General features: G+C 68.2%; 18 protein-coding genes and 1 pseudogene. 2 read left to right on the top strand and 17 right to left on the bottom strand.

Annotation, left to right across the window (positions count from 1 at the left end):
• Positions 1-55: 55 nt before the first annotated feature.
• The 14 genes and pseudogenes from ABEA87_RS42775 to ABEA87_RS34240 form a co-directional block, all read right to left on the bottom strand.
• Positions 56-613, bottom strand: a pseudogene (locus tag ABEA87_RS42775) (hypothetical protein); the annotation flags it as partial.
• Positions 614-687: 74 nt separating this feature from the next.
• Entirely contained in the window at positions 688-1,170 is a 483-nt protein-coding gene (locus ABEA87_RS34300) for a hypothetical protein (RefSeq protein WP_345636813.1), read from the bottom strand.
• A 263-nt stretch (positions 1,171-1,433) separates the two neighbouring features.
• The gene (locus tag ABEA87_RS34295) at positions 1,434-4,637 is read right to left on the bottom strand and encodes a BTAD domain-containing putative transcriptional regulator (RefSeq protein ID WP_345636811.1); all 3,204 of its coding nucleotides are present in this window, start codon (positions 4,635-4,637) and stop codon (positions 1,434-1,436) included.
• Positions 4,638-4,648: 11 nt separating this feature from the next.
• Entirely contained in the window at positions 4,649-5,089 is a 441-nt protein-coding gene (locus ABEA87_RS34290) for a TadE/TadG family type IV pilus assembly protein (protein ID WP_345636809.1), read from the bottom strand.
• On the bottom strand, positions 5,086-5,535 hold the full coding sequence (locus ABEA87_RS34285; protein WP_345636807.1) for a pilus assembly protein: 450 nt from the start codon (positions 5,533-5,535) through the stop codon (positions 5,086-5,088). Before ABEA87_RS34285 ends, ABEA87_RS34290 begins: the two co-directional genes overlap by 4 nt.
• A 2-nt stretch (positions 5,536-5,537) precedes the next feature.
• Positions 5,538-5,936 carry a hypothetical protein gene (locus ABEA87_RS34280; RefSeq protein WP_345636805.1) on the bottom strand — a complete coding sequence of 133 codons (399 nt, stop codon included), beginning with the start codon at positions 5,934-5,936 and terminating at the stop codon, positions 5,538-5,540.
• A 15-nt stretch (positions 5,937-5,951) separates the two neighbouring features.
• Positions 5,952-6,158 (bottom strand): hypothetical protein, encoded by a 207-nt coding sequence (locus ABEA87_RS34275; RefSeq protein ID WP_345636803.1) that lies wholly within the window; start codon positions 6,156-6,158, stop codon positions 5,952-5,954.
• A 53-nt stretch (positions 6,159-6,211) separates the two neighbouring features.
• A complete protein-coding gene (locus tag ABEA87_RS34270; RefSeq protein WP_345636801.1) occupies positions 6,212-7,126 on the bottom strand; it encodes a type II secretion system F family protein in 915 nt (304 codons plus the stop codon).
• Entirely contained in the window at positions 7,123-7,968 is an 846-nt protein-coding gene (locus ABEA87_RS34265; RefSeq protein ID WP_345636799.1) for a type II secretion system F family protein, read from the bottom strand. Before ABEA87_RS34265 ends, ABEA87_RS34270 begins: the two co-directional genes overlap by 4 nt.
• Positions 7,969-7,970: 2 nt before the next feature.
• A complete protein-coding gene (locus ABEA87_RS34260; RefSeq protein ID WP_345636823.1) occupies positions 7,971-9,353 on the bottom strand; it encodes a CpaF family protein in 1,383 nt (460 codons plus the stop codon).
• Between the two features lie 5 nt (positions 9,354-9,358).
• Positions 9,359-10,123, bottom strand: coding sequence for a hypothetical protein (locus tag ABEA87_RS34255; RefSeq protein ID WP_345636798.1), 765 nt, complete (start codon positions 10,121-10,123; stop codon positions 9,359-9,361).
• 16 nt (positions 10,124-10,139) lie between these two features.
• Positions 10,140-10,805, bottom strand: coding sequence for an SAF domain-containing protein (locus tag ABEA87_RS34250; protein ID WP_345636796.1), 666 nt, complete (start codon positions 10,803-10,805; stop codon positions 10,140-10,142).
• 54 nt (positions 10,806-10,859) lie between these two features.
• Positions 10,860-11,750, bottom strand: a complete 891-nt coding sequence (locus ABEA87_RS34245; RefSeq protein ID WP_345636793.1) for a hypothetical protein — start codon at positions 11,748-11,750, stop codon at positions 10,860-10,862.
• Positions 11,738-12,346 (bottom strand): hypothetical protein, encoded by a 609-nt coding sequence (locus tag ABEA87_RS34240; RefSeq protein ID WP_345636791.1) that lies wholly within the window; start codon positions 12,344-12,346, stop codon positions 11,738-11,740. The genes ABEA87_RS34245 and ABEA87_RS34240 overlap by 13 nt, the downstream gene beginning before the upstream one ends.
• Positions 12,347-12,604: 258 nt before the next feature.
• On the opposite strand from ABEA87_RS34240, the gene ABEA87_RS34235 reads away from it, so the two are divergent.
• Complete coding sequence (locus ABEA87_RS34235; protein ID WP_345636789.1) at positions 12,605-12,931, top strand: hypothetical protein; 327 nt, start codon at positions 12,605-12,607, stop codon at positions 12,929-12,931.
• Positions 12,932-13,138: 207 nt separating this feature from the next.
• Positions 13,139-13,456: a MarR family winged helix-turn-helix transcriptional regulator gene (locus tag ABEA87_RS34230; protein WP_345636787.1), complete on the top strand. Its 318-nt coding sequence runs from the start codon at positions 13,139-13,141 to the stop codon at positions 13,454-13,456.
• Positions 13,457-14,332: 876 nt separating this feature from the next.
• Here ABEA87_RS34230 and ABEA87_RS34220 read toward each other — a convergent pair.
• The 3 genes from ABEA87_RS34220 to ABEA87_RS34210 form a co-directional block, all read right to left on the bottom strand.
• Positions 14,333-14,740 (bottom strand): hypothetical protein, encoded by a 408-nt coding sequence (locus ABEA87_RS34220; protein WP_345636783.1) that lies wholly within the window; start codon positions 14,738-14,740, stop codon positions 14,333-14,335.
• 74 nt (positions 14,741-14,814) lie between these two features.
• Entirely contained in the window at positions 14,815-15,252 is a 438-nt protein-coding gene (locus ABEA87_RS34215; protein WP_345636782.1) for a hypothetical protein, read from the bottom strand.
• Positions 15,245-22,258: an RHS repeat-associated core domain-containing protein gene (locus ABEA87_RS34210; protein ID WP_345636780.1), complete on the bottom strand. Its 7,014-nt coding sequence runs from the start codon at positions 22,256-22,258 to the stop codon at positions 15,245-15,247. The genes ABEA87_RS34215 and ABEA87_RS34210 overlap by 8 nt, the downstream gene beginning before the upstream one ends.
• Between the last annotated feature and the right edge of the window lie 318 nt (positions 22,259-22,576).

The raw sequence follows: 22,576 nt of genomic DNA, 5'->3' as shown, positions 1-22,576 counted from the left end.
CGGGTCCGGTGGGCGATGCGCTGGAAGCCAGCGTTGAACGCCTTCGCTATCACCTTCAGCGACCGATTCCCGGCCGCTGAAACCTACTAACAAGATCGCCGGAAACACCGTTGAAGAAACAGACCCCGCGTTGGTGCAACCAGCGTGCACGGGCTTGGTGACGGCGTCGCCAGTCGAGCCAGTGTGCGTCATGCTCGGGTGGTTTCGGGTGTTGAAGGACGCTGGCGAGTAGTCGCTTTATCTCGGGGACGGTCAGCGGGATCATCCCAGGGTCGGGTGGCGGGGCCTGGTCCGGCGTAGCTGGGGGCGGCGCCTGGGTGTCGCTGCGATCCCGGAGACGGGCCGCGGTGACAGCGCAGACCGCCAGGGCCGGCCATGACCAGCACGGTGTGACGCAGGATCGCGGTGTAGAGCCTGGCCTGGCACTGGTCCAGGCCGAAGCAGTCCTTACCGAGCCCGAAATCTTCCTCGACTGGCCAGCGCAGCCCGGCAGGCGGATCAGCCTCGTCTTGGTCAGCATCTGCCCCTCGGGCACGTAGCAGTAGTGAAAAGCCAGCTCACCGGTCTTCAGGTGACGGCGGACCAGCAGATGATGGCGGCATGACGAGCCAGCTCGTCATGCCGCAACCGTCGTCGCTGATCTGAACAGTGCCGCAGAGGCGTTGCTCGCAAAACAGACGGTAGCCGTCATCCTCGCCGAACACCTTCACGTAGTCGCCGGTCGTCGAAGGGGTTGTATACGAGGCGTCCCACCCTTTTCGGTAGCAGGTTGAGGCAGCGCCTGTTGTCGTAGATGGGAACCTGTAGTTCGGCCGCGACCGCGATCATCTGCTTCAGGCTCCAATCGGCCTTGGTCCACATGAGCAGGCTGCCGTTCGGTCCGCAGAAGCTGATCCGGAACGGGTCGTAGTGGATCGCCCGGATCCGACTGCGCCCCACCTGGATGGGCCTGTTCCGCCGAAAATAGCTCAGCCTGACGCGCACCGTGGTCTCGGTGATCTCCAGCCGTATCCAGCGCCATAGGGCCCAGGTGAGCAGCCAGCGCAGCAGCAGAGCCCCGAACGAGAAATAGCCCTCTGGCTGGCTGACGGCGGCCCAAACGCACGCCCAGGCAAGGATCACCCATGAGATCACGATCCAGGGTTTCCACCACGTCGGTCTGACAATCATCTTGTCCCCCGCCCCAGTCCCCGGGGCAACGTATCAGCATTCCGCCACCTTGGGAGGGTCCAGCAGCCCGCATACTCCGGCCGTCGTTGCGCGGTGAACCCCTCAGACACTCAGCACATGAACGCGCTCATCTCGTACGGCAGCCGCCACAAGTTCCGGCCAAAGGGTCACTGTGAGGGTGCGACGCGTCGCGGTTCGCGATGCCGGCGCCTCAGCTTCGCGGGGAGCGCGCAACTGCTGCGGCTCGTCATGGTCGGGGATAGTCACGCGGCGGTGTCGTCACCGGGGTCGGCCGCACGCCGTGGCTCGGTGCGAGATGGGTGATGCCGCAGTTGTGTGACGAGCAGGTCGGCGAGCGCGATGGTGGCCTCGTCGGGTTCGGCGTCGATCTCCGCGAGACGCCGCGTCAATGCTTGTCGCAGGGTGCGAATAGCATCGAGGTCGCGCAGCGCGCTGTGAGCGCGCATCGCCTGCTGGTAGGTCGATTCGGAATATGGGTCAAGGTCGATCGCCGCGTGCAGGATCGCGAGTTGGTCATGAGGGTGCCCGTCGAGGGTGTCGGCGAGTGCCAAGTGCGCGTCGAGGACCTGCTGGCGAATGGCTTGTCGGTACGGTTCGATCCAGTCGTAGTCGAAGCCTTCAGCGAGCGGCCCGTGGTAAGTGGTCACGGCGCGGCGTAGCGCCTCCGTGCGCGACTGTGGGTCCGTAGCGTGTTGCGCGTCGCGCAGGGCTTGCCGCATGCGCCACAGATCGATGTCGAACAGGTTGTTAATCAGGGTGTACTGCATGGGGGCGTGGTTGATGAAGGTGGCCGACGTGCCGCTCGCGCGGCGTAGAGCGTTACGCAGGGCCGAGACGTAGGTGTGCAGCCGGTGGGGCGCTTTCGCGGCGGGGGCTTCGGGGATGAGGTCGTCGAGGATCGCGTCGTGGCGGGCGGCGCCGTCGTGTACGGCGAGGTAGACCAGCAGTTCGAGTGATTTGGCGCGGAGGTGGTAGGTGGGGTCGGCGCCCAGGATCCGGGCCTCGCCGAGCACGCGTACCTGCACCCTGCCGGCGCTCGTGTCCTGCGGGCCGCTGCCTGCGGCGTTCTGGCGTTCGGTGACGTCGGCGTCGATCTCCTCGCCGGCGTCCCAGGTCGTCGTTGCTACTGCCGGCGTCGCAGCCGGGGGTTCCGCGGTGCTGCCTGGTCCAGTGGTCGGGCCCTGGACCGGCACCTCGGTATCGGTTGGGGCCAGCGCGACTGCGCCGGAGACGGAACCGTCCCCGGCGCGGGAGGGTTGGCTGGCGGAGGCCGGGGTCTCCACCGGTGGCCTGTGCGCCAGTCCGGTGTGGGACTCGGCGAGAGTCGTGATCAGATCCAAGGTCTGACCAGGGTCGAGAACCGAGAGCCGATCGAGGTCGGCGGGGTGCCGGCCGTGCCGGGCGGTGTCGCCGTCGGCGGGGCTGGTGGTTCCGTCCTCGGCCACGGCCACGGTGTTGCCCGCCGGCCACTGGCCGACGAGGACACCGTGGATGTCGAGGCGTTGTCCCTGGGACAACAGGGCGGCGATGCGGGCCCGTTCGTGGTCGGCGACGGCGTCGGCGATCAGCACGATCGGGGGGAGTGGCTCTTCGTACGGGTCGGCGCGGCGTAGCGCGGCGACGTCGTCGACTTCCCGCCGGTAGACGAGTCGGGTGCGGTGCAGCGTCTGGGTTTCCAGGATTTCCAGGGCGTCGTCGAGGCCCGCGCTGATGGTCAGCCGTGGGGTGGTGGGCAGCTGGACGGCGGCAGCGCCGAGCAGGGTTGCCGCGGTGGCCGAGGGCATGACCACCCAGCTGCGCGCGTCTGGGTCGTTCAGGCCGCCAGCGGCGAGCGCGGCGGCGAGGAATCCTCGGGCGGCGGCTTGCGCGCCTGGGCCGGTCAGGCCGAGTCCGGCCGGTGGCCACACCGCGGACAGGGGGTTGTTCAGCGCGGGTACGGCTGGCAGATTGTCGGGGCGCTGCGGTCCCTCGGTCTGCCAGTCAGCCCCAGCAGCTGGGTCGATTTCGCCACGGTCGTCGAGGTCGAGCTCGGACAGATCGTCCTGCTCGGCCTGGTCCGGGTCGGGCTCGTCCACGTCGAGCGGGTCGACGCGATCCCGCTGGCCGTCGGCGAACACGTCGAGGTCGGCGTCGCGGTCGGCCCATCCTGGTGAGGCGGTGCGTGGGGCGTGTTGGCGCAGTCCGCGCCGGATCTGGGTGACGGCCGGCGGCATGGGGGCGAGCTCAGGGTCGTCCAGGCGCAGGTCGGGTGAGGGCGGTCGGGGTGTGTAGCGGCGTCGGCGATGGGCCCAGACCAGCGCCGTGGCGGCCACGATCGCCGCTGCCAGGCCCAGGTCCACCCAGCCGCCTTCGGGTAGCCGCACGCCGGCCGGCCGATGCCGCTGGGCGGGGGATGCCTGGTCGGCGTTGGTCGCGGTGGCGGCTGGCGCGGCACGGGCCGACGGCGGGGGAGCCGTGGGCGCGGCGCTGACGGTGGTAGGCGTCGGCGCCGTGGTCGATGGTGAGGCTGACGGGGTGACGCCGGTGGAGGCGGCGCTCGCGGGCCCAGGGGTGGCCGGTGTGGTCGGGGTGATCGTGCCTGGGCCGGCAGGGCCGGCGGCGGGCGGTCCGGCGGGCCGCGTGTGCGCGGGGGCCGGCGCGGGTGGGGTTACCGGCGCGGGGACGGGGGTTGCTCCGGCGGGTGGGGCGGCGCCGTCCGGCATAGTCAGCACCCAGCCGGTCTGGATGTGGTCGCCGTGACGCATCCGCCCGTGCTGGTCGTAGGCGTGTTGGTTGAGGTGGTAGATCTCGCTCCACCGCATGGGGTTACCCAGCCATTGCGCGGAGATGTGCCACAGTGTGTCGCCGGTTTTGACGGTGTAGGTGTAGTGCTGGTGGCCGACCAGCACGATCAGCTGAGTCGGCGCCGGGGCCACGGTCTGGCTGTGGCCCGACGGGTCGGTTGCGGGTGTGGTGGTCGTGTTGTCGGGCACCACCAGCGGTATCCGTAACGCCGCGGCGAGGTTCGGCCCGCTGGTGGGGGCCGTGACCGTCGTGGTGACGGCGACGGGTGGCAGCGCGGCGATGGGGGGAGCGGCCATCGCGGTCGCCGCCGTGGCGGCGGGACTCATCATGAGTCCGGCGATCAGCGTCGCGGCGAAGTAGCGCATCGGGTTCAACACGGTTCGGCTGGTGCGGTGTTCGCCACGGCGCAGGTAGCGGGCTTCGTCGACCAGAGTCGCCACGAACACCAACCAGAGCAGCCACACCAGCATCGCGAGGAGGTCCTCCACGACGGTGCCGGTGGGTGGGGTTGTCGCCCACAGCCACGCTTGCTGGGCGCTGGCCGGCAGGGGGCTGCCGATGACGCAGACCAGCGCCGCCGGCAGGCCGGCGACCAGGGCGGCCAGGGCGATGAGGCTCGTGGTGAAGCGGATCGCCCGCCCGGCGCGGGGATGGCCAGGCATGAGGGTCTCCTTTACGGTACGGGCGCGGTCACCCCGTGCAGCGGGGTCGCGGTTTGGGTGGCCTGTTCGTGGAGGGTCCGCACCCCGGCGAGGTTGAGCAGCTGGGTGGGGGTGGTACTGGTGACGGTGACCGTGACCGTGGTTACCGTCGCGGTGGCGGTGCCTGTGGCGCCGACCGTGGCCAGGTAGGCGCGGGCGGCGGCGGCCGCGGCTGCGGGGTCGAGCTGGATGGTGCCGGTCTGCCGGTACCGGGCGAGGTCGATCTGTTGCGCGCCGGTGCGGGCGGCGTCAGCGGCGTGGTTGCGGTCGGTGTTCCAGGCCTGGATGCCGGTGCCGGTGTCCAGGACGAGACCCAACGCGATCAGCGCGATCGGGATGGTCAGCAGGGTCCAGGCGGCGGCGACCCCGTCGTCGCGCCGCCACCACCGCCCGGTGCGGGAACGGGTGGTCATGAGGTGGCCGCGCCGTAGACGTCGACGGGTGAGGTCGCGGTGGCGCTCAGCCGCCGGGTCGGGGTGGTGGGGATGGGCAGGTCGGACAGGCTGATGGTGCAGGCCACGGTGACGGTCACCGCGCCGCCGGGCGCGAACCGATGAGTGTCCACCGCCACGGCGATCTTCCGGCAGGCGGTGGTGGCGCTGGTCAGGTCCGCGGTCGCGGTGCGCCGGGCGGCGGCGGTGGCCCGCCCCGGCGTCAGTTGCAGCGAGGCGGCGCGGGACGCGGCGGAGGCCGCGTTGGTCAGGTCCGCGCCGGCGGATTCCCCCCGAATGATGATCATTGCGAGGCCGAGCAGGAGAAGGGCGACAGGCAGGCCGATGATCAGCCACTCGGCGGCGGCCACTCCCCGGTCCGGGGCGGCGGCCAGGCGTGCGAGGCGGTGGCGGAAGGCGCGGGTCATGGTCAGCCTCCAGGGGTGAAACGCTCGAGGGGGCAGACCGCCGTCCAACCGACCGGCAGGTGGATGAGCGGGCTGTCGCCGCTGACCGTGACCTGGGCGGTGGTCGCGTCGCGGGCGGCGGTGACCCGCGGGTCGCGCAGCAGCTGGCCGGCGATGTTGTCCAGGCGGGTGGTGGCGCTGGTCTGCCCATCACGGGCGGTGGCACCGTACGCGGCGGCATCGCAGGCCCCGCCGTCGGCGGCGTCCCGGGCGCCCAGCAAGGCCAGGCCCCACAGCGCGAACTGGAGCAGGGCGAAGAACGTCACGGCGGCCATGGGCAGCACGAACGTCAGCGACTCGACCACCACTGCGCCCGTGTCGTCGCCCCAGCTCGGCCCGGGTCGGTGTGGGTGTCGGCGCATCGCGGGATCCCGGGCCTAGTTGAGGTTGATGCCGTTGGCCTTGGCGGTGAACTTCGGTACCAGGATGGCGGTCAGCACCAGACCGATGGCCACCACGATGGCCAGCATCAGCAGGTACTCGGCCATCGTCATCCCGGCATCGGGGTTTTCTCGCAGCCGCTGGACGCGTTCGCGCAGCAGCGACGGGGTGGTGGACAGGAACGCGGCGACGCGGTGGAACATCCGGGTGACCTTTCACCGAGGGGCTTAGCGGATTTCGTGAACTCACGGACCTTTCAGAGGCCGGCGCTGATCGCCTCCACCGCCGGGTAGAACAGGAAGATCACGTAGGCCAGGGCCATGAGCATGATCGGTAACACCATGCGTTGGTTGGCGGCTTTCGCGTGGGCTTTGAGGTCGGCGGCCTGCCGGGTGCGCAGGGTGTCGGCCCGCGCGGTCAGCGACGGGCCGACCGGGGCCCCGTCGCGGCCGGCCCGCATCACCGCGGCGGCCAGTTCCTGCAGCTGCCGCACGCCGGTGTCCGCGCCGAGCTGGCCGAGGGTGCGCCACGGGGCGACCTGCGCACGGTGCGCGGCCTCGATCGCGCCCCGCAGCCGGCGCATGCCCCAGCTGGAGCCGAGGATGGGACGGGACGCGTCGTGCAGGGCCTGCTCCACCCCAGCGCCTCCGGCCAGGCAGATGACGACCAGGTCGAGCAGGGTGGACAGGGCGTGGCGCAGCTCGACGCGTCGTTTCGCGGCCTGGGCGCGTAACGCCACCTGGGGGAGCAACGCCCCGGCGGCCGCGGCGCACAGCCCGGCCCACAGCGGCAGTTCAAGGTTCACCTGAATTCCCGCCGCCGCGGCGGCCAGGGTGGACAGCAGCGCCGGTGCCGCCAGCCCGGCCACGGCGGTGCCGAGTTGAACGGCGAGGTAGCCGGCCGGGTCGCGGTCCAGCAGCGCGAGGTCCCGCAGGGTGGCGGGTCGGGGGAGCCCGGCGCGGCCCAGCAGCCGCAGCGCGGGTCCCAGTGGGCGCGCGAGCCACCCGGGGACCGGCCGCCCGGTGCCGACCGGGGCTGCTGGCGCGGTCACGGTCGTGGTGTTCAGCGCGGCGACCACCACACCCAGCCGCGGCTGGGCGGGCAGCACCGCGTCGAGGGCCAGCCAGAGGGCCAGGCCGGTGCCGGCGCCGAACAGGATCGTCCAGATCATGGCCGCGCCGCCGAATCGTCGACCAAGACCCTCGGTGGGGCGCCGAACCGGGCCAGCCGGCCCATCCACCCGAACGCGGTCAGGAACAGGCCACCGACCAGCGCGAGAACCAGTTGCCCGGTCATGGTGTGGTACGGGGCGAGGAACGCGTGGCGGAAGATGTCCAGTCCGCCGACCAGCACCACGGTGGTGGCCACGACCATCCGGATCTCCGCCCGGGCCCCGGCCCGATCGGTTTCGGCGTCCAACCGGTCCGCGACGTGGGCGCGGGCCTGCCGCGCCATCGCCGACAACGCCTCCCCGAGCTTGCCGGCCTGGGCGTTGGCCGCCAGCGACAGCTGGACCAGGACGAGGTCGGCGATGGGGTCGGCCACGGTCAGGGCGAAGCGTCGCAGCGCGGCGGTCATGTCGACCCGTCGGGACACGTCGTCGGCCAGGGCCCGCACCGGGGCGGCGATCGCCTCCGGTGGCAGGGTGGCGCTGTCGACGATGGCCTGTTCCAGGCCGGCGGCCCCGCGCAGGGTGTCGCGCAGCGTCTCGGTCCAGGTCGCGATCGCCTCGACCCGCTGGTCGATGTCGTTGGCGGCGCGGCGCTGACCCGCCAGCCGGGGGAGCAGGACCACGGTCAGGGCGGTGAACAGGGCGGCGACCGGCCACCCGGTTCCGACCTGCACCAGCAGCCCGGCCCCGGCCCCGGCCGCGGCCCGCAGCACAACATCGCGGCGCACCCCCAGCCGCGCCCCGCGGCGAGGAACGCGGGGCCGCCGGGTGGCACCGTCGACCGCGAAGGTCAGCGCCGTGGCGCAGCCGACCCCGAGCAGCGCGGCGATCGTGGGCGCCATGATCACCTCCAGCCTTGACGGTCGGCGTCCAGCACGGCCGGGTCGAACCCGACCGCGATCAACGCCCGCAGGGTCTGCTGCCGCGGCGGCACCGCGTACCGGGCGCGGCGGTCCGGGCCCGGCTGGTACACCTCGTTCGAGGTCACCTGGGTGCCGTCGAACCCGGTGACCTCCCGGATCGAGGACACCACCCGCCGCCCGTCCGGGGACCAGTCCAGATGCACCACGACGTGGACCGCTTCGGCGATCAGCCGGCTCATCGTCTCGAACGTGACCGGGGTCGAGCCGGTGGTCATGGCGCAGGTGGCCAGGCGGCTGAACACCTGCTCGGAGTCCGACGCGTGCAGGGTGGTCATCGACCCGTCGTTGCCCTGCCGCATGGCCTGACACATCGGGATCGCCTCGGCGCCGCGGACCTCACCGACGAACACCCGGTCGGGGTTCATCCGCAACCCCATCCGGACCAGCTCGTCCATCGGGATCGCGCCGACACCCTCGATGTTCGCCGCGCGGGACTGCAACGCCACGACGTTCGGGTGGAACGGGTCGCGGTGCAGATCCAACTCGAGGACGTCTTCCACGGTGATCAGCCGCTCGTAGGCGGGGATCGCCCTGGCCAGGGCCCGCAGGAACGTCGTCTTCCCGGTGTCGGTGCCCCCGGCGACCACGATGTTGCGCTTCGCGCGGACCAGGGCGCTGAGCAAGGCGACCATCGCCGGGCTGATCGTGGCGAACTGCTCACACAACTGGGTCAGGTCGACCAGGCTCAACCGGTGCCGGCGGATCGACACGTAGGTGCGGGCACCGACCGCCATCACCGCGAACATCCGGGACCCGTCGGGCAGCTGCGCGGAAACCGACGGGGAACCCCGGTCGAAGCGGCGTTCCTCCCCACCGCCTGCGTGCGCGGCGATCTGGCGGATCAACGCGTCCAACGCGGCGTCGTCACCCCGGTCCACGTCCGGCCCGAACAAGGGCCGCGCCTGCGCCCGCCGACCGTCGGTGTACTGCAGCCACACCTCGGTCCACCCGTTGATGTCGATGTTCTCGACGTCCGGGTCGGCCAGCAGCGGCTGCAACGGGCCCAAGCCGAGCAACGCGTCACGGACCCGGCTGCTGATCGCGGCCCGCAGGGCCGGATCCGGCGGGTCGAACCCGGCCGCGATCGCGGCCTGGGCGTAGCTGACCAGCGCCTCACCGAGCAGCCGCTCGACCAGTTCCTCCCTGCCCACCACCGCCTCGCCGGACCCGCCCGGGCCGTGGGGGACAGGTCGTTGCAGCTGACTGGAGATCATCTGACTGATCTGGGTCGCCACCTCGTCCACCACCCCGGCACCCGCACCGGCTCGGGCGGGCGACGGCGGCCACGAATAGCCGGTGACCATCGCGTTCACCGCCGGGTCACCGCCGCCCACCCCGCCGCACCAACCGCCGCCGCCGGCGGCGGGCACAGCCTGTGGTGCAGGGCCACGGCGACGCTGCGCCCGGCACGCGCCAGACTCAGCCGCCGCCAGCCAGGCCCCGGCGGGAGCTCACCCCCGAACACCTTCGCCCCCCACCGGTCCTGCCGCGTCTGCAGCACCACCAGGACCCCCAAGTCACGGCCGATACTCTTCGCCGACAGCGGGCCATCGCCGACCAACACGACACCGACGTTGTCGACCCGCGCCTCGCGCAGCGCCGCGACCGTCGCGGCCGCGTGCGCCGCCTCGTCCCATCTGGGGCGTAGCACCAGCAGCACCACGTTCGACGCGGCCGCGATTGGGAACGCCGGTGATCCGGCATCCAGCCGGCCCACGTCGACCACCACCACCGCGTCACGGCCCCAGGCCGTCAGCAGCCCCGAACTCGCCGCGTGCGTCACCGACGCCGAGGCCTGTCGGTACGACGACGCGCACAGCAACGCCCCGACCCCTACCGGCAGCCGCTGGGCGTGCGCGGCCGGAAATCGCGGACCGTCGAGGCCGCTGGCCGCCGCGGCGGCGCTGGCCAACCCCGGCGCCGGGGGCAGATTGAACCGGGCCGCGAGGTCCCCACCGGCCGGGTCGGCCTCGACTAGCAGAACCGGGGCCGGGCCGGGCATCCCCGCCGCGACCGCGACCGACAGTGTCGTCACGCCCGTCGACTTGCCCGAGCAGATCGTCAACACCCCCACAGTCGCCCCCCGCTCCTCATCCGCGCGGCGCCAGGAGCACCAGCGACACGTCCCCACTCGACGCGCCCGCCAACTGCAGCCCCGCGTCCTGCGTCACCAGCAGCGACACGAGTTGGGCCCCGGATCCGTCGCTTGCCGCCGCCACGGCCACCACCGTGGCCGGGTCCCGCACTTCCGCCGTCTGCGCGCCAGACGTGGCTCCGCTGGTGGCCGCCGGGCTGATCAGCACCATGACGGTCGCGCCGGGTTGCAGATCCATGGGGACGTGTCCCGCTTTCACTGGCAGCGCCACCTCCGCCTGCCCCGCCGGCGGCCACGCGGCCTGCCCGATCTGCCGCGGCGCCAGCAACGCCCCCCGCACCAACGGCACCACCGCCGTGTGCCCCACCACCCCGCCGAGCTGGTCGGCTGGCACGACCGGAACCCCGGCCTCCACCGCCACCCGCACCGCGACCAGATCCGCGGCCGTCAGCCGCTGCCCGGCCGCGACCGACCTGGTCACCGCCAACACCGGCACCTTGTGATCGGTGCGCTGCGACACCATGACGAAGACCAGCGCCATCACCGCCGCCAGCAACAGCCCCGCGACGAGACGGCCGACCGAGCGACGCGGACGTACCCCGGTCGTGTCCACGGGTGCCGCGAAGTCCGGCGCGCGGGCGTCCAGACCTGGCCGATCCATGGTCCTCAATGGGCCCGACACGGATTCCTCCCCTAGAACTCGGTACCGCCGTGGTCAGCCGATCGTGACCGTCTGTGACGTGCCCACCGTGACACCGACCTGGGCGGTGGTCTGCATATCCGGGGCGGTGCCGGTCTGCCCGCCCCCGGCCCAGCTGACCTGCCAGGTGACCGCGGCCGTCAGGGTGAACGCGTTGCCCGGCGCCCCGGCCGAGGTGGAGAGGTAGGTGTGCCCGCAGGTCGGCGACGCCGAGGCCGGGTCGTCACCGGCCGACCAGGGTGTGCCCGCACCGGTACAGGCGACCGATGTGCCGTCGCCCGGCGACCACACCACTCGCGTCGGGCGCGCGGTCGCGGTCACCGACATGCCCGGCACACTCGCCGTCGCCGTCTGGTCCCCCCACGAATCCAGCCACAGCCACACGGGCACTCTGATCAGCACCTGGGCCGCCACCGAGGGATTCGTTCGGATCACCGGCGCGGGCAGGCGTAGTGCCTTGACCGCCATGTCCGCGAGTAGCTGGGGACCCGGTGCGGAGCCAAAGACGCGGAACTGGGTCAGCCCCGGCACTGGCGGGTAGCCGCACTGACCGACGTACCACTGCGCTGGCGGGGTCAGGATTCCACCGGCGGCTTCGGCGGCGGCGAGTTCGTCCCCGGTGGCGGGCTGGTAGTAGCAGCCGTCGTCGGCCAGCCAGCCCACCCCCGGCAGAGAGCAGGGCACGACCGTGCCGTTGGGGTCGTGGCACGCGCTGGACGCGGTGGTGCCCGGGCTGCCCGGGCCGCCGCTGGTGCCCACCGTCACCAGGCATTGCGGGTTGGAGGGGGTCTTGCGGCAGTCGACGGAGCCCCAGGCGCCGGCGAAGGCTGGACGGCCGATGGGTGCGAGCGTGATCGCCAGCACGAGCACGGCCGTAGCGGTGAGGACTGTGGTCAGTCTGCGCATGTCCCGACGTCCTTGATGGCCAGGGAGGTCACTTTCCACACGCTCCCGCTGCGGTCAATCACGGCGCTGGTGCCGCGGCGCCCCGACGGCGGGTTGTCGGCGAGTTTGCCGTCGTACGTGTAGAGGAGCCAATGCGTATCGTCGACGCAGCCTGTGACGGTGACGCTGGTCGGGTCATCCGCGGGGGAAATCTTCGTGACTTGCGGCGCGTCGATACCCGGCTGCCCCTGCGACTTCACCCCTTTGGACTTGTTGTCCTGCAGCCCGTCGGACAGCACCTGCAGGGCTGTTCCCGTTCCGTAGTTCGACAGGTCGCTGGTGTCGGTCGTCCCGGCATTACTCGCCGCGACGAACGCGTGCAACAGGTCCATGTACGCGGTCACGGCCTGCTGGACCTGACCACCACTCGGGTCGGTCGACGGGCTCGACACGGCGGGAGCGCTCAGTGTCGGCACGGGCGGGGTCGCCGCGCTCGACGGCGAGTCGCTCGAGCAACCGGCGGCTGACGAGGCTGTGAAGACCGCCAGCGTGACCGCCAGACAGCTCGCAAAACCTCGCACCGGCACACCCTCCCGCTTGACGCCGACAACAGTCATAGCCCACCTCCACCGATCTCCGCTACGGGCAGTAATGACGCGCAAGCCGCACGTGCCAGCATGACGCGAAGCCGGCACGTGCCGGCATGACGTCATCGCGGCACGTGCTGTCGCGACGTCAGCGGTATCCACTTTGCCCGCAAAACTCATCTCAGGAGGGGTTGTCAGCGCGCACCGGCCGGCACAGAATGTCGCCAACCCGCCGCACTACGCGGTGATCTCCACGAATGTGCGGACCGGCGAATCGGGGTGGCAGGCATGGAATTCGAGTTCGAGGCGCTGCTACGAACGGCCGAGTTCCTGCAGACGCCACATGTCTTGGACGTCCTGGGCTGCCTCGCGGAAGGCCTGCCGCCACACGCCCACCTCGCTACCGCGGACCCGGACGCGGTCAACGCGGCCGTCTGCTTACTCATCGAGGTCGAAGCCGCACACCAATGTCCCGACGGGACAGCCCTCGGTAGCCCCTCAAGTGCCCGTGTGGCGGTGACCGTGAAGGGCCGTACCATCCTGCGACTCGCGCAGGACCTCGACTGGCCGCCCGTCTCGCCGGAATTCGCGATAGACGAACGCGCGGCCTGGTAATCGGGAAAGCGACTCTACCCGCTTAGTCGGGCGGGCGGACCTCGAAGAACCGATCACGCCAGCATGAATATTCAAGATCACCAACAGTTACGGGTCTTGACACCCACAGCGAACCTCGCTGAAGTGAACGCTTGCATTGAGCAACCTGAGAAATGACAGACGGCGGGGTGGGACGTCGCTCGGGCCTGGGGGCAGGACGGTGTGTGAGTGAGCTACGACCAACTACAAGAGATCAACAGCCTGGTGTACTACGTCTGGGACGCGGCCGCCCTGGTCTGCTTTCAAGGGCGGAACCAACCCCTGCGCTACAGCGAAGTCGGCGCGGCCCTGGCCGAATGGGGACAACGGCGGCCCAGCGACAGCGATCTGACACGCCTGCTCAACCGTCTCCACGACGCCGGGCTCGTCAGTCGCAACGGAGCCAGGCGACGCGACCACATCTACGCCCTCACCCCCACCGGCCACAAACAGGCCACCAAAATCGCGGCACTGATCAAGGCCCTCCAGGCCAACACGCTTGCCTAGGGCTACCTGAGCCCATGCAGGTCTGGATCGCCGTAGCCGCCCTCGCAGCGGGCGGCGTCGGTGCTACGACCTCACGCGTGGCCTACCGCCTCAGCGTCCCCTCCGGCGAACCCGCCCGTAACAGTTGCACACAGTGCGGCCTCATCTTCCGATCCGGCCTCGCAGGCTGGATATCAGCACGCCCACGCTGCTGCGGTTGCGGTCATCCTCAGGGCCCGTCGCCGTGGGTTCTCGTCATCGCCGCAGTCACGACCACCGCGGCACTGGCCTGGGGGCTACCCGCCCACAGATTCAGCCAGGACGCGCTGCTCGCAAGTTGGATACTGCTAGGACTCTCAGGCATCCTGCTGTCCACAATCGACATCGCGGTCTACCGGCTGCCCACCCCAATCATCTGGCGCACCGGTGCCGGCCTTGTGGCCCTCCTCACGACCGCGGCCGCAGCCTCGCGGCGTCCAAGCCTGCTCTTCGATGCAGCAATCGCTTCTGCAGCGCTCGGCGGTGTCTACTTCCTCCTGGCGCTGCTGTCACCCCGCGTGATCGGGCTCGGCGACGTACGTCTGTCGGCACTGCTCGGCTTAGCTCTCGGCCCCCTTGGCTGGCGGTGCGTTGTACTGGCTACCGTGCTGCCGTACCTCGTTGCCAGCCCGTTGGCAGGGGCACAGATCGTACGAGGCCGGCTCGCTCCTGGAGATTCCATACCTTTCGGGCCGTTCCTGCTAGCAGGGGCTTTGGCAACGGCGGTGTTATCTCGCGTCATGCGAACTCATTGACCGCTGGCGCGACAACTGGCCATTCGCCGTCCGACCGCGCAGCTACTATCGGCGATGTCAATCGGGAACGCGACATCCAAGATCCGACCCGTGGAGATCAGGATCAACTGGAATAGACCCATCCTTCAGCTGCTTCAAGCAGCGTATCCAATTTTTCGTCGGGCAGGTCGAGGTCTTCAACTAAATACACGAACAACTGCATACGAATCTCGCTTACCATCCTTTTCGGAATACCCTTCACGAGGCCTCTTTCGCCCAATGCCGACCGAATCAGCGCTTCCGACTCCACGACGGGAAGCTTCATCTCAGGAGACAGCGGCACACGAGGCTGAGCGAGGAATCGCGCGATGTCGCGAACATCTCCGCCGACAGGAAACCGGCGGTCCGCAGCTTCTCGGAAAGCCTCGTAATACATCGCGTAAAGGGTACGCTTTGCCTCCTCGTCGTCGTTCATTCTGATCCGCCAGTACTTAAAACCTTCGTCATCTCGCTTCGCTAACGCGCGCAGCATTTTACCATTTATTGTCCGCGGACCCGCCACCGACAACCTTCCTCCGCTCCAATCAAATCCACTAGTTCACGAGGTCATCTTATATGCTGGCGCGCTTCGGTGAAACAACGGTCCGCGTCTTCGATCAAAGAGTCGATCTCACTTTCAGTCAACGCTAGGTCCCGTACCAATTCTATTAATAGTGGCGATATCGTCGACAGAAAACTCTTGGACTCCAAGACCTCCGCAAACATCGCTTCGCCGAGCGCGTATCGAATTGCAGCCTGCCCGTCGCGCAGGAAACTCGCCCAGCCGATACTCCCGAGTCTTGTGTGAACATCAGCCACAAATCCGGCGATATACCGCACTTCACTATTGAGAAAACGACGTCTCGCCAACAACGCAAACGCGGCCACAAGAAGTGCCTGGCCCTCTTCTAGTGAATCGTGGGCCTTGGACGAGTCGATTCGCGTGGCTTCGTCGAGATCAAGGTTCAACACGTTCTTGATATATCGCGCGGACTCGTCATCCACGTATCGCTCCCCATGCGACCTTAAAAATCATGACGCCCACCGCTATCAGGCCCCCGACACTGGCGTCAGGTGAGGCCGGCTCGGGGAGCTGAATCGGGCCTGGCAGATTGTTAATTGACGTCGAGGTAATAGTACTGACGTTATTCGTACCATCGATCGCATTGTTTATCGCCTCGTCCGTCTCGCCAGCGTCTTCCGCAGTCTCGTCCCCTGCCCGAGGCCGCGGTGCCACCGTACCTCCCCGACGATCATCCGGGGCGCGATGGCGTGCTGAATAGCTACCACAGTCTTCGTTATGAACGAGGACTGGCGTAGTGCCAGCTTCCACGTAGAAGGTGTGAAGGGTTGCCACGGTGAGGTCGAGCATCCGGCGGGTGGCGGTGTAGTTGTGCACCGCAGTGACCCACGCGCTGTGTCCGCCGACGGTGGCGAGCTTGGAGCCGATGGGTAGCGCGCCAGCGTTGATCCAGATCTGCTTCGTGGGGTCCCAGAACGGGTGATATTGAGTGGTCTGAACGACCCAGCTGCGTCCGCTGTGGTCGGTGACCGTCAGGTCGGTGAGCAGCACATCGTTGTTGTCGTGCAACAGGGTGACCTGCTTGGCTGACGTGGCGCCGGTGGTCGGATCCGCAGCGGCGACCTTGTCCCCGACCTTGACCTCAGCTAGGGGTTTGCTGCTGCCATCGGCCATCAAGACCTTGGTGTCGGGTGTGAAGCTGTTGGTGAAGCAACTACCGCGATTGCCACCGCCACTTTCGCCCTCGCCGCCATCCGCTCCCTCGGCTGCGGATCCCGCGTCGTCGGCGGCGGCGGAGCCGGCATCATCCAGCGCGGCGGTTCCCACATCGTCGACGACGTCGTCGAGGGCAGCGTCGGCAACTCCGTCGAGTAATGCGTCGGCTGCACCCTCTATAGCCGCATCGGCAAAAGCCGACTCGCCGCCAGTAGCGATGAGAGCTCCGACCATAAGTCCTGCTTGGATGCAGCTGCCTAGCGTCGGGTTGGTGGCACAATCGACGACGGATTCGGCTCCGGAGTACTTGTACACCGCGTGAGCTACGTGCTTGAGCAGGCTGGATTTGACGACGCGGGAGAAGAGGCCCTTCTTCTTTTTCTTGGTCGGGTGGCTAGTGCTCTTGCCCGGGTCGGGCGTCTTGGGGTCCGACGGGTGGCCGTTGGTGCAGCCCTGCTTGCATTCGTATGCCCCGTTGGGATTTGCCGGAGGAACGGAGCAGTCGCCGTCGGGGCAGGGTCGGCCTGTCTCGCCGCTTGGGTCGCTTCGGGTCACCGGGTTGTTGCCCGCGTAGCCGTATCCGTTGAGTTGGGTCGGGTCGCCGGCTTCGAACACTGGGTCTGCGGACAGGAACCGACCGGTGCTCGCGTCGTATTCACGAGCGCCCAGGTTCTCCAGGCTCGTGGTGGCGTCCTGGTCCCCGCCGACGAAGCCCTTGTCGCCGGGCCAGGCGGTCGGCGCGGTGCCGCGGACCTGTCCAAAGGGGAGGTACTGACGGCGAGTCACGGCTTCGGTGTCAGAGGCGATCGATAGCTGGTCGGTGCCCTGTCGGTCGGGGATGAGGTAGTCAGGATTGCTGGTGCCGGTTCGGGCGGCGATCGTAGCGCCGTTCATGGTGTAGTACCGGGTGGCGTCCAGTTTGCCCGAGCCGTTGAGTACCACCTGTTCGTCGCCGAGGTAGAGCGTGGTCGAGCCGGGATCACGGCGGACCAGCAGGTTCCCGTCGCCGTCGTAGACGTACGAGGTGGTGCCGGCGATGGTTGTGTCAGTGGCGAGTCGGCCCTGGTCGTTCCAGGTGAGGGTCTGGTCGCCCAGAGTCCCGCCCGTGATGCGCCTCGTCTCACCCGAGGTGTCGTAGCTGTAGGTGGCGGCGGTGGCGCTGGGGCCGGCGACGGTGGTGCTGCGTAGGGTGTGCGGCTGGTCGGTGGCGGACCCAGCGGCGGGGTATTGGTAGGTGGTGACCGTGTCCTGGGTGCTGTTGCCGGTGGTGTCGTGGTCAGTCTCGGTCTGTCGGTTACCGGCGGTGTCGTAGGTCCAGGACTGCCAGTACGGGGCGACTGGGCCCCCTACCGAGGAGCCGCTGTTGGAGTCGGGATCGGCGGCACACGAGTCGGTGGCGGTCCAGGCCTGTTGGAGCCGCTGCGCGTAGTCGTACTGGTAGCACTGGGTGTCTACGGTGGTGCCGCCGTTGTACTTGTCAACGGTCTTGGTCAGCAACCCCGCGCCCTTGGACACATCGCTGTTGCCGAACGTGTAGGACACATCGTCGATCAGGCCGGCCGCATCGGTGCTGGTGGAGATTTTGGTCAGCGCCTGGGTCTGCGGATCATAGGTCATGTCCGCTAGGACTCGGTTGGTGGAGGGGCCGAACGTATACCGCAGTGGCTTGCCGAATTCGTCGTACCCGACCGCGCTCACATAGTCCCATGCCACACCGCCAGGAAGCGCCGGGCTGTCCAGGGAGGTCGGTTCGTCGAGGTTGTCGTAGCCGTAGGTGAGGTCTTCCGCGGGCAGGTCGCCGGTGGTGGGGTCGTCTTCCTCGTCCCGCATGCCGTTGTATGTGTAGCCGTAACCGAAGCTGTATCCGCTGGAGGGGACGAGAGCGGCGTCGGTGCCGGTGAGGGTGATTTTGTTCCCGGTGGGTTGGTCCTGAGGGTTGTAGCCGGCGATGGTCGAGGTGTAGATGTCGCCGTCGGAGTAAGACGTCGTCGCGCTGGGCCGGCCCTGAGCGTCGTAGGTCCAGGTGGCGATCGCGTTACCGGTGCTCAGGGTCTGTGTGGCCGTGGTGTCGTAGGCGCCGGTCTTCTGGCCGTCCGGGTTGTACGTGTAGGTGGTCTGGTGGCCCTGCGAGTCGGTGGTGGTGAGCAGTTGGTCGGCGTTGTCGTAGGTGGTGGTGGACTGACCGGTGTCCGGGTCGTTGGACTGGGTCTGCTGGCCGCGCAGGTTGTACTGCCAGGACCAACTGTTTCCTGCCGGGTCGACTTCGGTGTGCTGGTTGCCGTCGGGGTAGTAGGTGTACCTGGTGTCGTCGAAGGTGTCGGCGGACCGATGCAGATAGTCGGGTGACACCCCCGCGTGGTATTGGATCAGGTCGGTGGTGTTCCCGCGGGCGTCAGTGACCGTGGTGGTGGGGGTCGCTCCGGCGGGCGGGATGGTGGTGGTGAAGTTGCCGCCGTAGATGTAGGTGGTCTGCCATGTCTGGGTGCCCCGTGTGGACGCGATCTCTGCCTTCGTGCGGCCCGCCGGGTCGTAGAGATAGCCGGTGATCGAGTCGACGAGGCCCGCTTGGGCCTGGACGAGAGTGGTGGAGACGGGATTCGGATCGAAATACGGGCCCGCGACCTGGGACTGCCACCCGTCGCTGTTGTAAATGGTGTCGGTGATGGTCCGCCCGTTGCTAGGGGTCTCCACCTGAGTCTCTCGGGCCCGCAGCATTGAGTCGTACAGCGTCTCCGACAGTGCGTAGGCGCTGCCGTCGTGGTTGAGGGTGTACGTGTCCTCAACGGACGGGCCGGTGCTGGATACGGTGTAGCTGTACTTCAAGTTTGGTTTGCCGGTCCCGACCGGGTTGCCGGGCTTGTATACCGCGGTGAGGCGGCCTAGCGCGTCGTACTGCTCGGTGGTGAGGTATCCGGCCGGGTCGGTGACGGTGGTAGGCAGGTTGCGCAAGGGGTCGTACTGCGTGGTGGTCTTGAGGTGCATTGGATCGAGGGTGGCGATCTGGGTGGGTTGCGCGCCGCTGCTCGGGGTGTACGCGGTCAAGGTCGTGTGGTTGTCCGCGTCGGTGGAGCTTGTGGTGCGTCCGTACTGGTCGACCCTCAAGGTCTGGGTGGTGATGTAGTTCGGGGTGGAGCCGGTGTAGGAGGCGACCTCCTTGGTCATTGTGACGTCTCCGAGCGTGGGCGCCGCGCCCAGCGTGGTGGAGTTGTCGTAGAACGTCTGGTCGTCGGAGACGACATCGTCCGGCACCGACGCAGTGGTTGAACAGTCCACCGACACGGTGGAGACTTCCGAGTCCAGGTCCAGGATCCACGCCGTGGTGCTGTCCGCGTACGACGTGGTGGTACACAGGTCATCGGAGCTGGTATTCACGTCGCCCTTGTCATCGACCTTGACCGGGCGGCCGTAGCCGTCGTAGCTGGTGTCGGTCTCCGTCTCCCGCGTCGTGCCGTCCGCCAACGGCGTGTACACCCGGGTCTTCGCGGTGCCGGTGTGGAACGCCTGCGAGGCCGGCAACCCCGTCGATGGGTCATAGGTATGACTGGCGGTCGCGACGGAGGTGTAGGGGTCGGTGATGGTGTCGGTGACGATGTCGGAGCCGTTGAAGACTTGAGTCTCGTAGGTCATCCCCGAGTACTGGTTCAGGTCTCGAACCGAATCGCCTCTCGAGTCCGTCACCGACACGGAGCGAGTACTGGATGCTGACAGGGTGTCACCATCCATGCCCTGGAGGTACTTGTACGTAGTCTTGGTGACCGGATCCGGTGCCGTACCCGTGGACACGCTCATGCCGGCGTAGCCGCGCCATTGGTCCCAGGTCCGTCGCGATGTCGGGGTCGTCGGGTCGTCGTTGTAGTGCCAGGCTGGGGAGCCGTCCGGGGTGTACTTCGTGATGATGTCGTCGTTCGCGGCACCGCCGGTCGGGTCCTGCTGGGTCACGTCAGTCACGACGTATTTGTTGAACCAGTCCAGACTGGGATCGCTCTGCCCGTCCCGGGTCCAGTAGTCCGGGTAGGCCAGCGTCGTGTTGTGCGACGGGTCACTGGGTACGCAGGTGGGACAGACAGCCGTGGAGTAGTTGATGCTGATCTTCTCACCGGTTTCGGTGTCGATCTCGTACATGCGCTGCCGGGTGATCGGCAGGTTCCCGTCGTTCGCCGCTACTCGGTTCGCCATCCCTCGTCCGGTGAAGGTCACCGTAGGCAACGGGATCGTCGAAGAACCCGGCGCGGCGGTCGTGTCCTGACCGGTGCGGGTGATCGAGGATAGCCACAGGGACGGCTTGGTGCTGTCTCCGGTGGGCGGCAGCGAGTGCTTCAGGCTCCAGGAGTCGACGTTGGTCTCCGTGCCGTTCACTAGCGCCTGGGTCTGGATGCCGGTCAGCATGCTCTCGGTCCAGAACGTCGGCGACACGTTGGCGCACGCAGCCTTGTTCGCGCAGTTTTCGTCGAACGGCACGTCGGGCCAGTGCGACGCGGTGGTGGAAGTCAGGGTGGAGGTGTCACACCCGGTGTCGGAGGTGTCGCACCGGCCGTTCGTGGCGAAGAGGACCTGCGCGGCCGGCTGGGTGGTGTAGACCTGACCGTCCCGCTGACCATACGCGATCTTCTCGAGGTAGCCGCCGCGGACGTAGGAGGCGTTCGCTGTCGTACCCGAGTCGGTGGAGTAGTAGTTGGTCTCTGGGTGGTAGTAGTACGCGATCGTGTCGTGATGGGTGTCCACCACGTAGTCCAGGTTCCACCTGTAGGCGTCCTGGCAGAAGGACTTCACGAACGTCGCGTTGTAGCAGGACTCCCGGCCTGTCACCTGGGAGGTAAAGAACACGGGTTCGGTGTATACCGAGTTTGTCGCGGTGTCTCCGGAGGCGTAGCCCGGGAGCTGGTTCTTGCCGAAGTAGTACTGGATACCGTCCGCGGTGGTGATGCGCCAGTACTCGCCGTTGTACGCCCCGTTGGGCGCCCCGGAGAGCAGTTCCACCTTCTCGTTCGTGTCGTTCTGCGGGTGGTAGATGCCGGTCTTGTCGTCCTTGACGAGCTGACTGCTGGAACTGCCCAAGGACATCGTCAAGGTGTTCGCGCTGTCCGACCAGCAGCTGTCGCCCGTCTTGGTTGGCCCCTTCGGGTTGTCGTTGCACGACGGGTAGGACCGCTCGATGTAGCCAGGGGAGTAGTCCCACCCATCGCCGATCCACGACGCCTGGTTGTTCGTCGACGAGGTCAACCCGTCCTGGGACTGCGAGTCGTACGACAGTGCGATCTGCGGCGTGAGGTCGCCGGGTACATCTGGCACGGTGATCGGGTAGGACCAGTCGAATGAGTCGCCGGCACCGCCGGCGCTCCAGGTGCCGGACGTGCTCAACGAGGTCGCGGTGAAGTCTCCACCGCCTCCGCTGTCGCCGGACGCGTCGGCCGCCAATACCATCGTGCCGGCCCGCTGCCCCGCCGTTGCCGCCGGGATCGTGACATCGGCCTGCAGCATCTGAGAGCTCACGTCGTTGGTGAACGTCACCGCTGTTTCCACGCGGCAGGATGGTGTCGCCGGTGTGGACACCGCACAGGCAGGCAGCGCCCTCAACCGCAGCCGCGAACCCCAGTCACCACCGAACGCGTCCTGGAACTGCGCATACGACAGCATGACATGCACTTCACCGGGAGCCGTGCCGCCGTCGGATCGGCTCAGCGACAGGATTACCCCATGAATGCCGGCCGCGGTCGCGGCCGCCTGCGGTGCCACGTCGACGTGTACCTTGGCCACACCCGCGGCGGTCCCGTCGGTGTCGGCGACGGCCTTGGCGTCTCTGCCGGCAGGCTTCGCGGTGGGCGGCCCGAGCCACACTGGTAGGGAGCCCGCTCGCACCTTCGGGGACGCACTTGCCGAGCCGGCGGATGTAAGGCCGGCCGGTGAGGTCCCGGCCGCCGCAGACGATTCCACGGCTGTGGAGGTCAGGGTGGCGTCCGCGCTGCCCGACGGCCACACAATCGCCGACGGTTGCCACTGCGGCATCGGCTTCGGCTTCTGGTAATGGCTCTTCACCGGCGTGACCGGGACAGCCCTCGTCTTCGGCAGAGGCGGGGGGCTGAAACGGTCCTTGGCGACCGCCGCGGTCGGTGGTATTCCGGCTAATACGGCGGCCACCATCGCCAGCACGGTGACCCCAGACAGCAGGTCGCGCCAGCGGTGCCACCCGCGGCGCTCGGTGGTGCCGGAGTCGAACAACAACCGCGTGCGACGCACACCCATGTCGAAGCCATTCTCGTCGGCGACGTTGATCACGGACAGCGAGCGGACCGTATCAGATCGCGCAAACCGTTGGGAAGACAGGGATTCAGGGCTCTGGAGTAGCGACCGGCGCTGACCAGCGGTGATTACTTTTCGTCAGGCTAATCGACATGCATTTATTTGCTCATGTTCTTAACTCTTATTCGATATGCGCGGAATCGGTGTTTTTACATGATCATGAAGGTGGGCCGGACGAACCCTTGCCGGCGGGAGGCGGAACACCTAGGTTTCGCTCACTGAAACGGGGAAGGGAGTCACCGTGCGTGGTCGCTTCTCGCCGTTCTGGGCGAGACGGCCTTGACGCACGAACCC

The sequence above is a fragment of the Rugosimonospora acidiphila genome (assembly GCF_039543385.1).
GTDB classification, from domain to species: Bacteria; Actinomycetota; Actinomycetes; order Mycobacteriales; family Micromonosporaceae; genus Rugosimonospora; species Rugosimonospora acidiphila.
This window is presented reverse-complemented; position numbering and strand designations above follow the sequence as displayed.

Excerpts from the sequence above, each read along its gene's own strand:
- ABEA87_RS34300 (WP_345636813.1), bottom strand. The coding sequence starts at position 1,170 with ATGATTGTCAGACCGACGTGGTGGAAACCCTGGATCGTGATCTCATGG.
- ABEA87_RS34295 (WP_345636811.1), bottom strand. The coding sequence starts at position 4,637 with ATGCCTGGCCATCCCCGCGCCGGGCGGGCGATCCGCTTCACCACGAGC.
- ABEA87_RS34290 (WP_345636809.1), bottom strand. The coding sequence starts at position 5,089 with ATGACCACCCGTTCCCGCACCGGGCGGTGGTGGCGGCGCGACGACGGG.
- ABEA87_RS34285 (WP_345636807.1), bottom strand. The coding sequence starts at position 5,535 with ATGACCCGCGCCTTCCGCCACCGCCTCGCACGCCTGGCCGCCGCCCCG.
- ABEA87_RS34280 (WP_345636805.1), bottom strand. The coding sequence starts at position 5,936 with ATGCGCCGACACCCACACCGACCCGGGCCGAGCTGGGGCGACGACACG.
- ABEA87_RS34275 (WP_345636803.1), bottom strand. The coding sequence starts at position 6,158 with ATGTTCCACCGCGTCGCCGCGTTCCTGTCCACCACCCCGTCGCTGCTG.
- ABEA87_RS34270 (WP_345636801.1), bottom strand. The coding sequence starts at position 7,126 with ATGATCTGGACGATCCTGTTCGGCGCCGGCACCGGCCTGGCCCTCTGG.
- ABEA87_RS34265 (WP_345636799.1), bottom strand. The coding sequence starts at position 7,968 with ATGGCGCCCACGATCGCCGCGCTGCTCGGGGTCGGCTGCGCCACGGCG.
- ABEA87_RS34260 (WP_345636823.1), bottom strand. The coding sequence starts at position 9,353 with ATGGTCACCGGCTATTCGTGGCCGCCGTCGCCCGCCCGAGCCGGTGCG.
- ABEA87_RS34250 (WP_345636796.1), bottom strand. The coding sequence starts at position 10,805 with ATGGATCGGCCAGGTCTGGACGCCCGCGCGCCGGACTTCGCGGCACCC.
- ABEA87_RS34245 (WP_345636793.1), bottom strand. The coding sequence starts at position 11,750 with ATGCGCAGACTGACCACAGTCCTCACCGCTACGGCCGTGCTCGTGCTG.
- ABEA87_RS34240 (WP_345636791.1), bottom strand. The coding sequence starts at position 12,346 with ATGACTGTTGTCGGCGTCAAGCGGGAGGGTGTGCCGGTGCGAGGTTTT.
- ABEA87_RS34235 (WP_345636789.1), top strand. The coding sequence starts at position 12,605 with ATGGAATTCGAGTTCGAGGCGCTGCTACGAACGGCCGAGTTCCTGCAG.
- ABEA87_RS34220 (WP_345636783.1), bottom strand. The coding sequence starts at position 14,740 with ATGCTGCGCGCGTTAGCGAAGCGAGATGACGAAGGTTTTAAGTACTGG.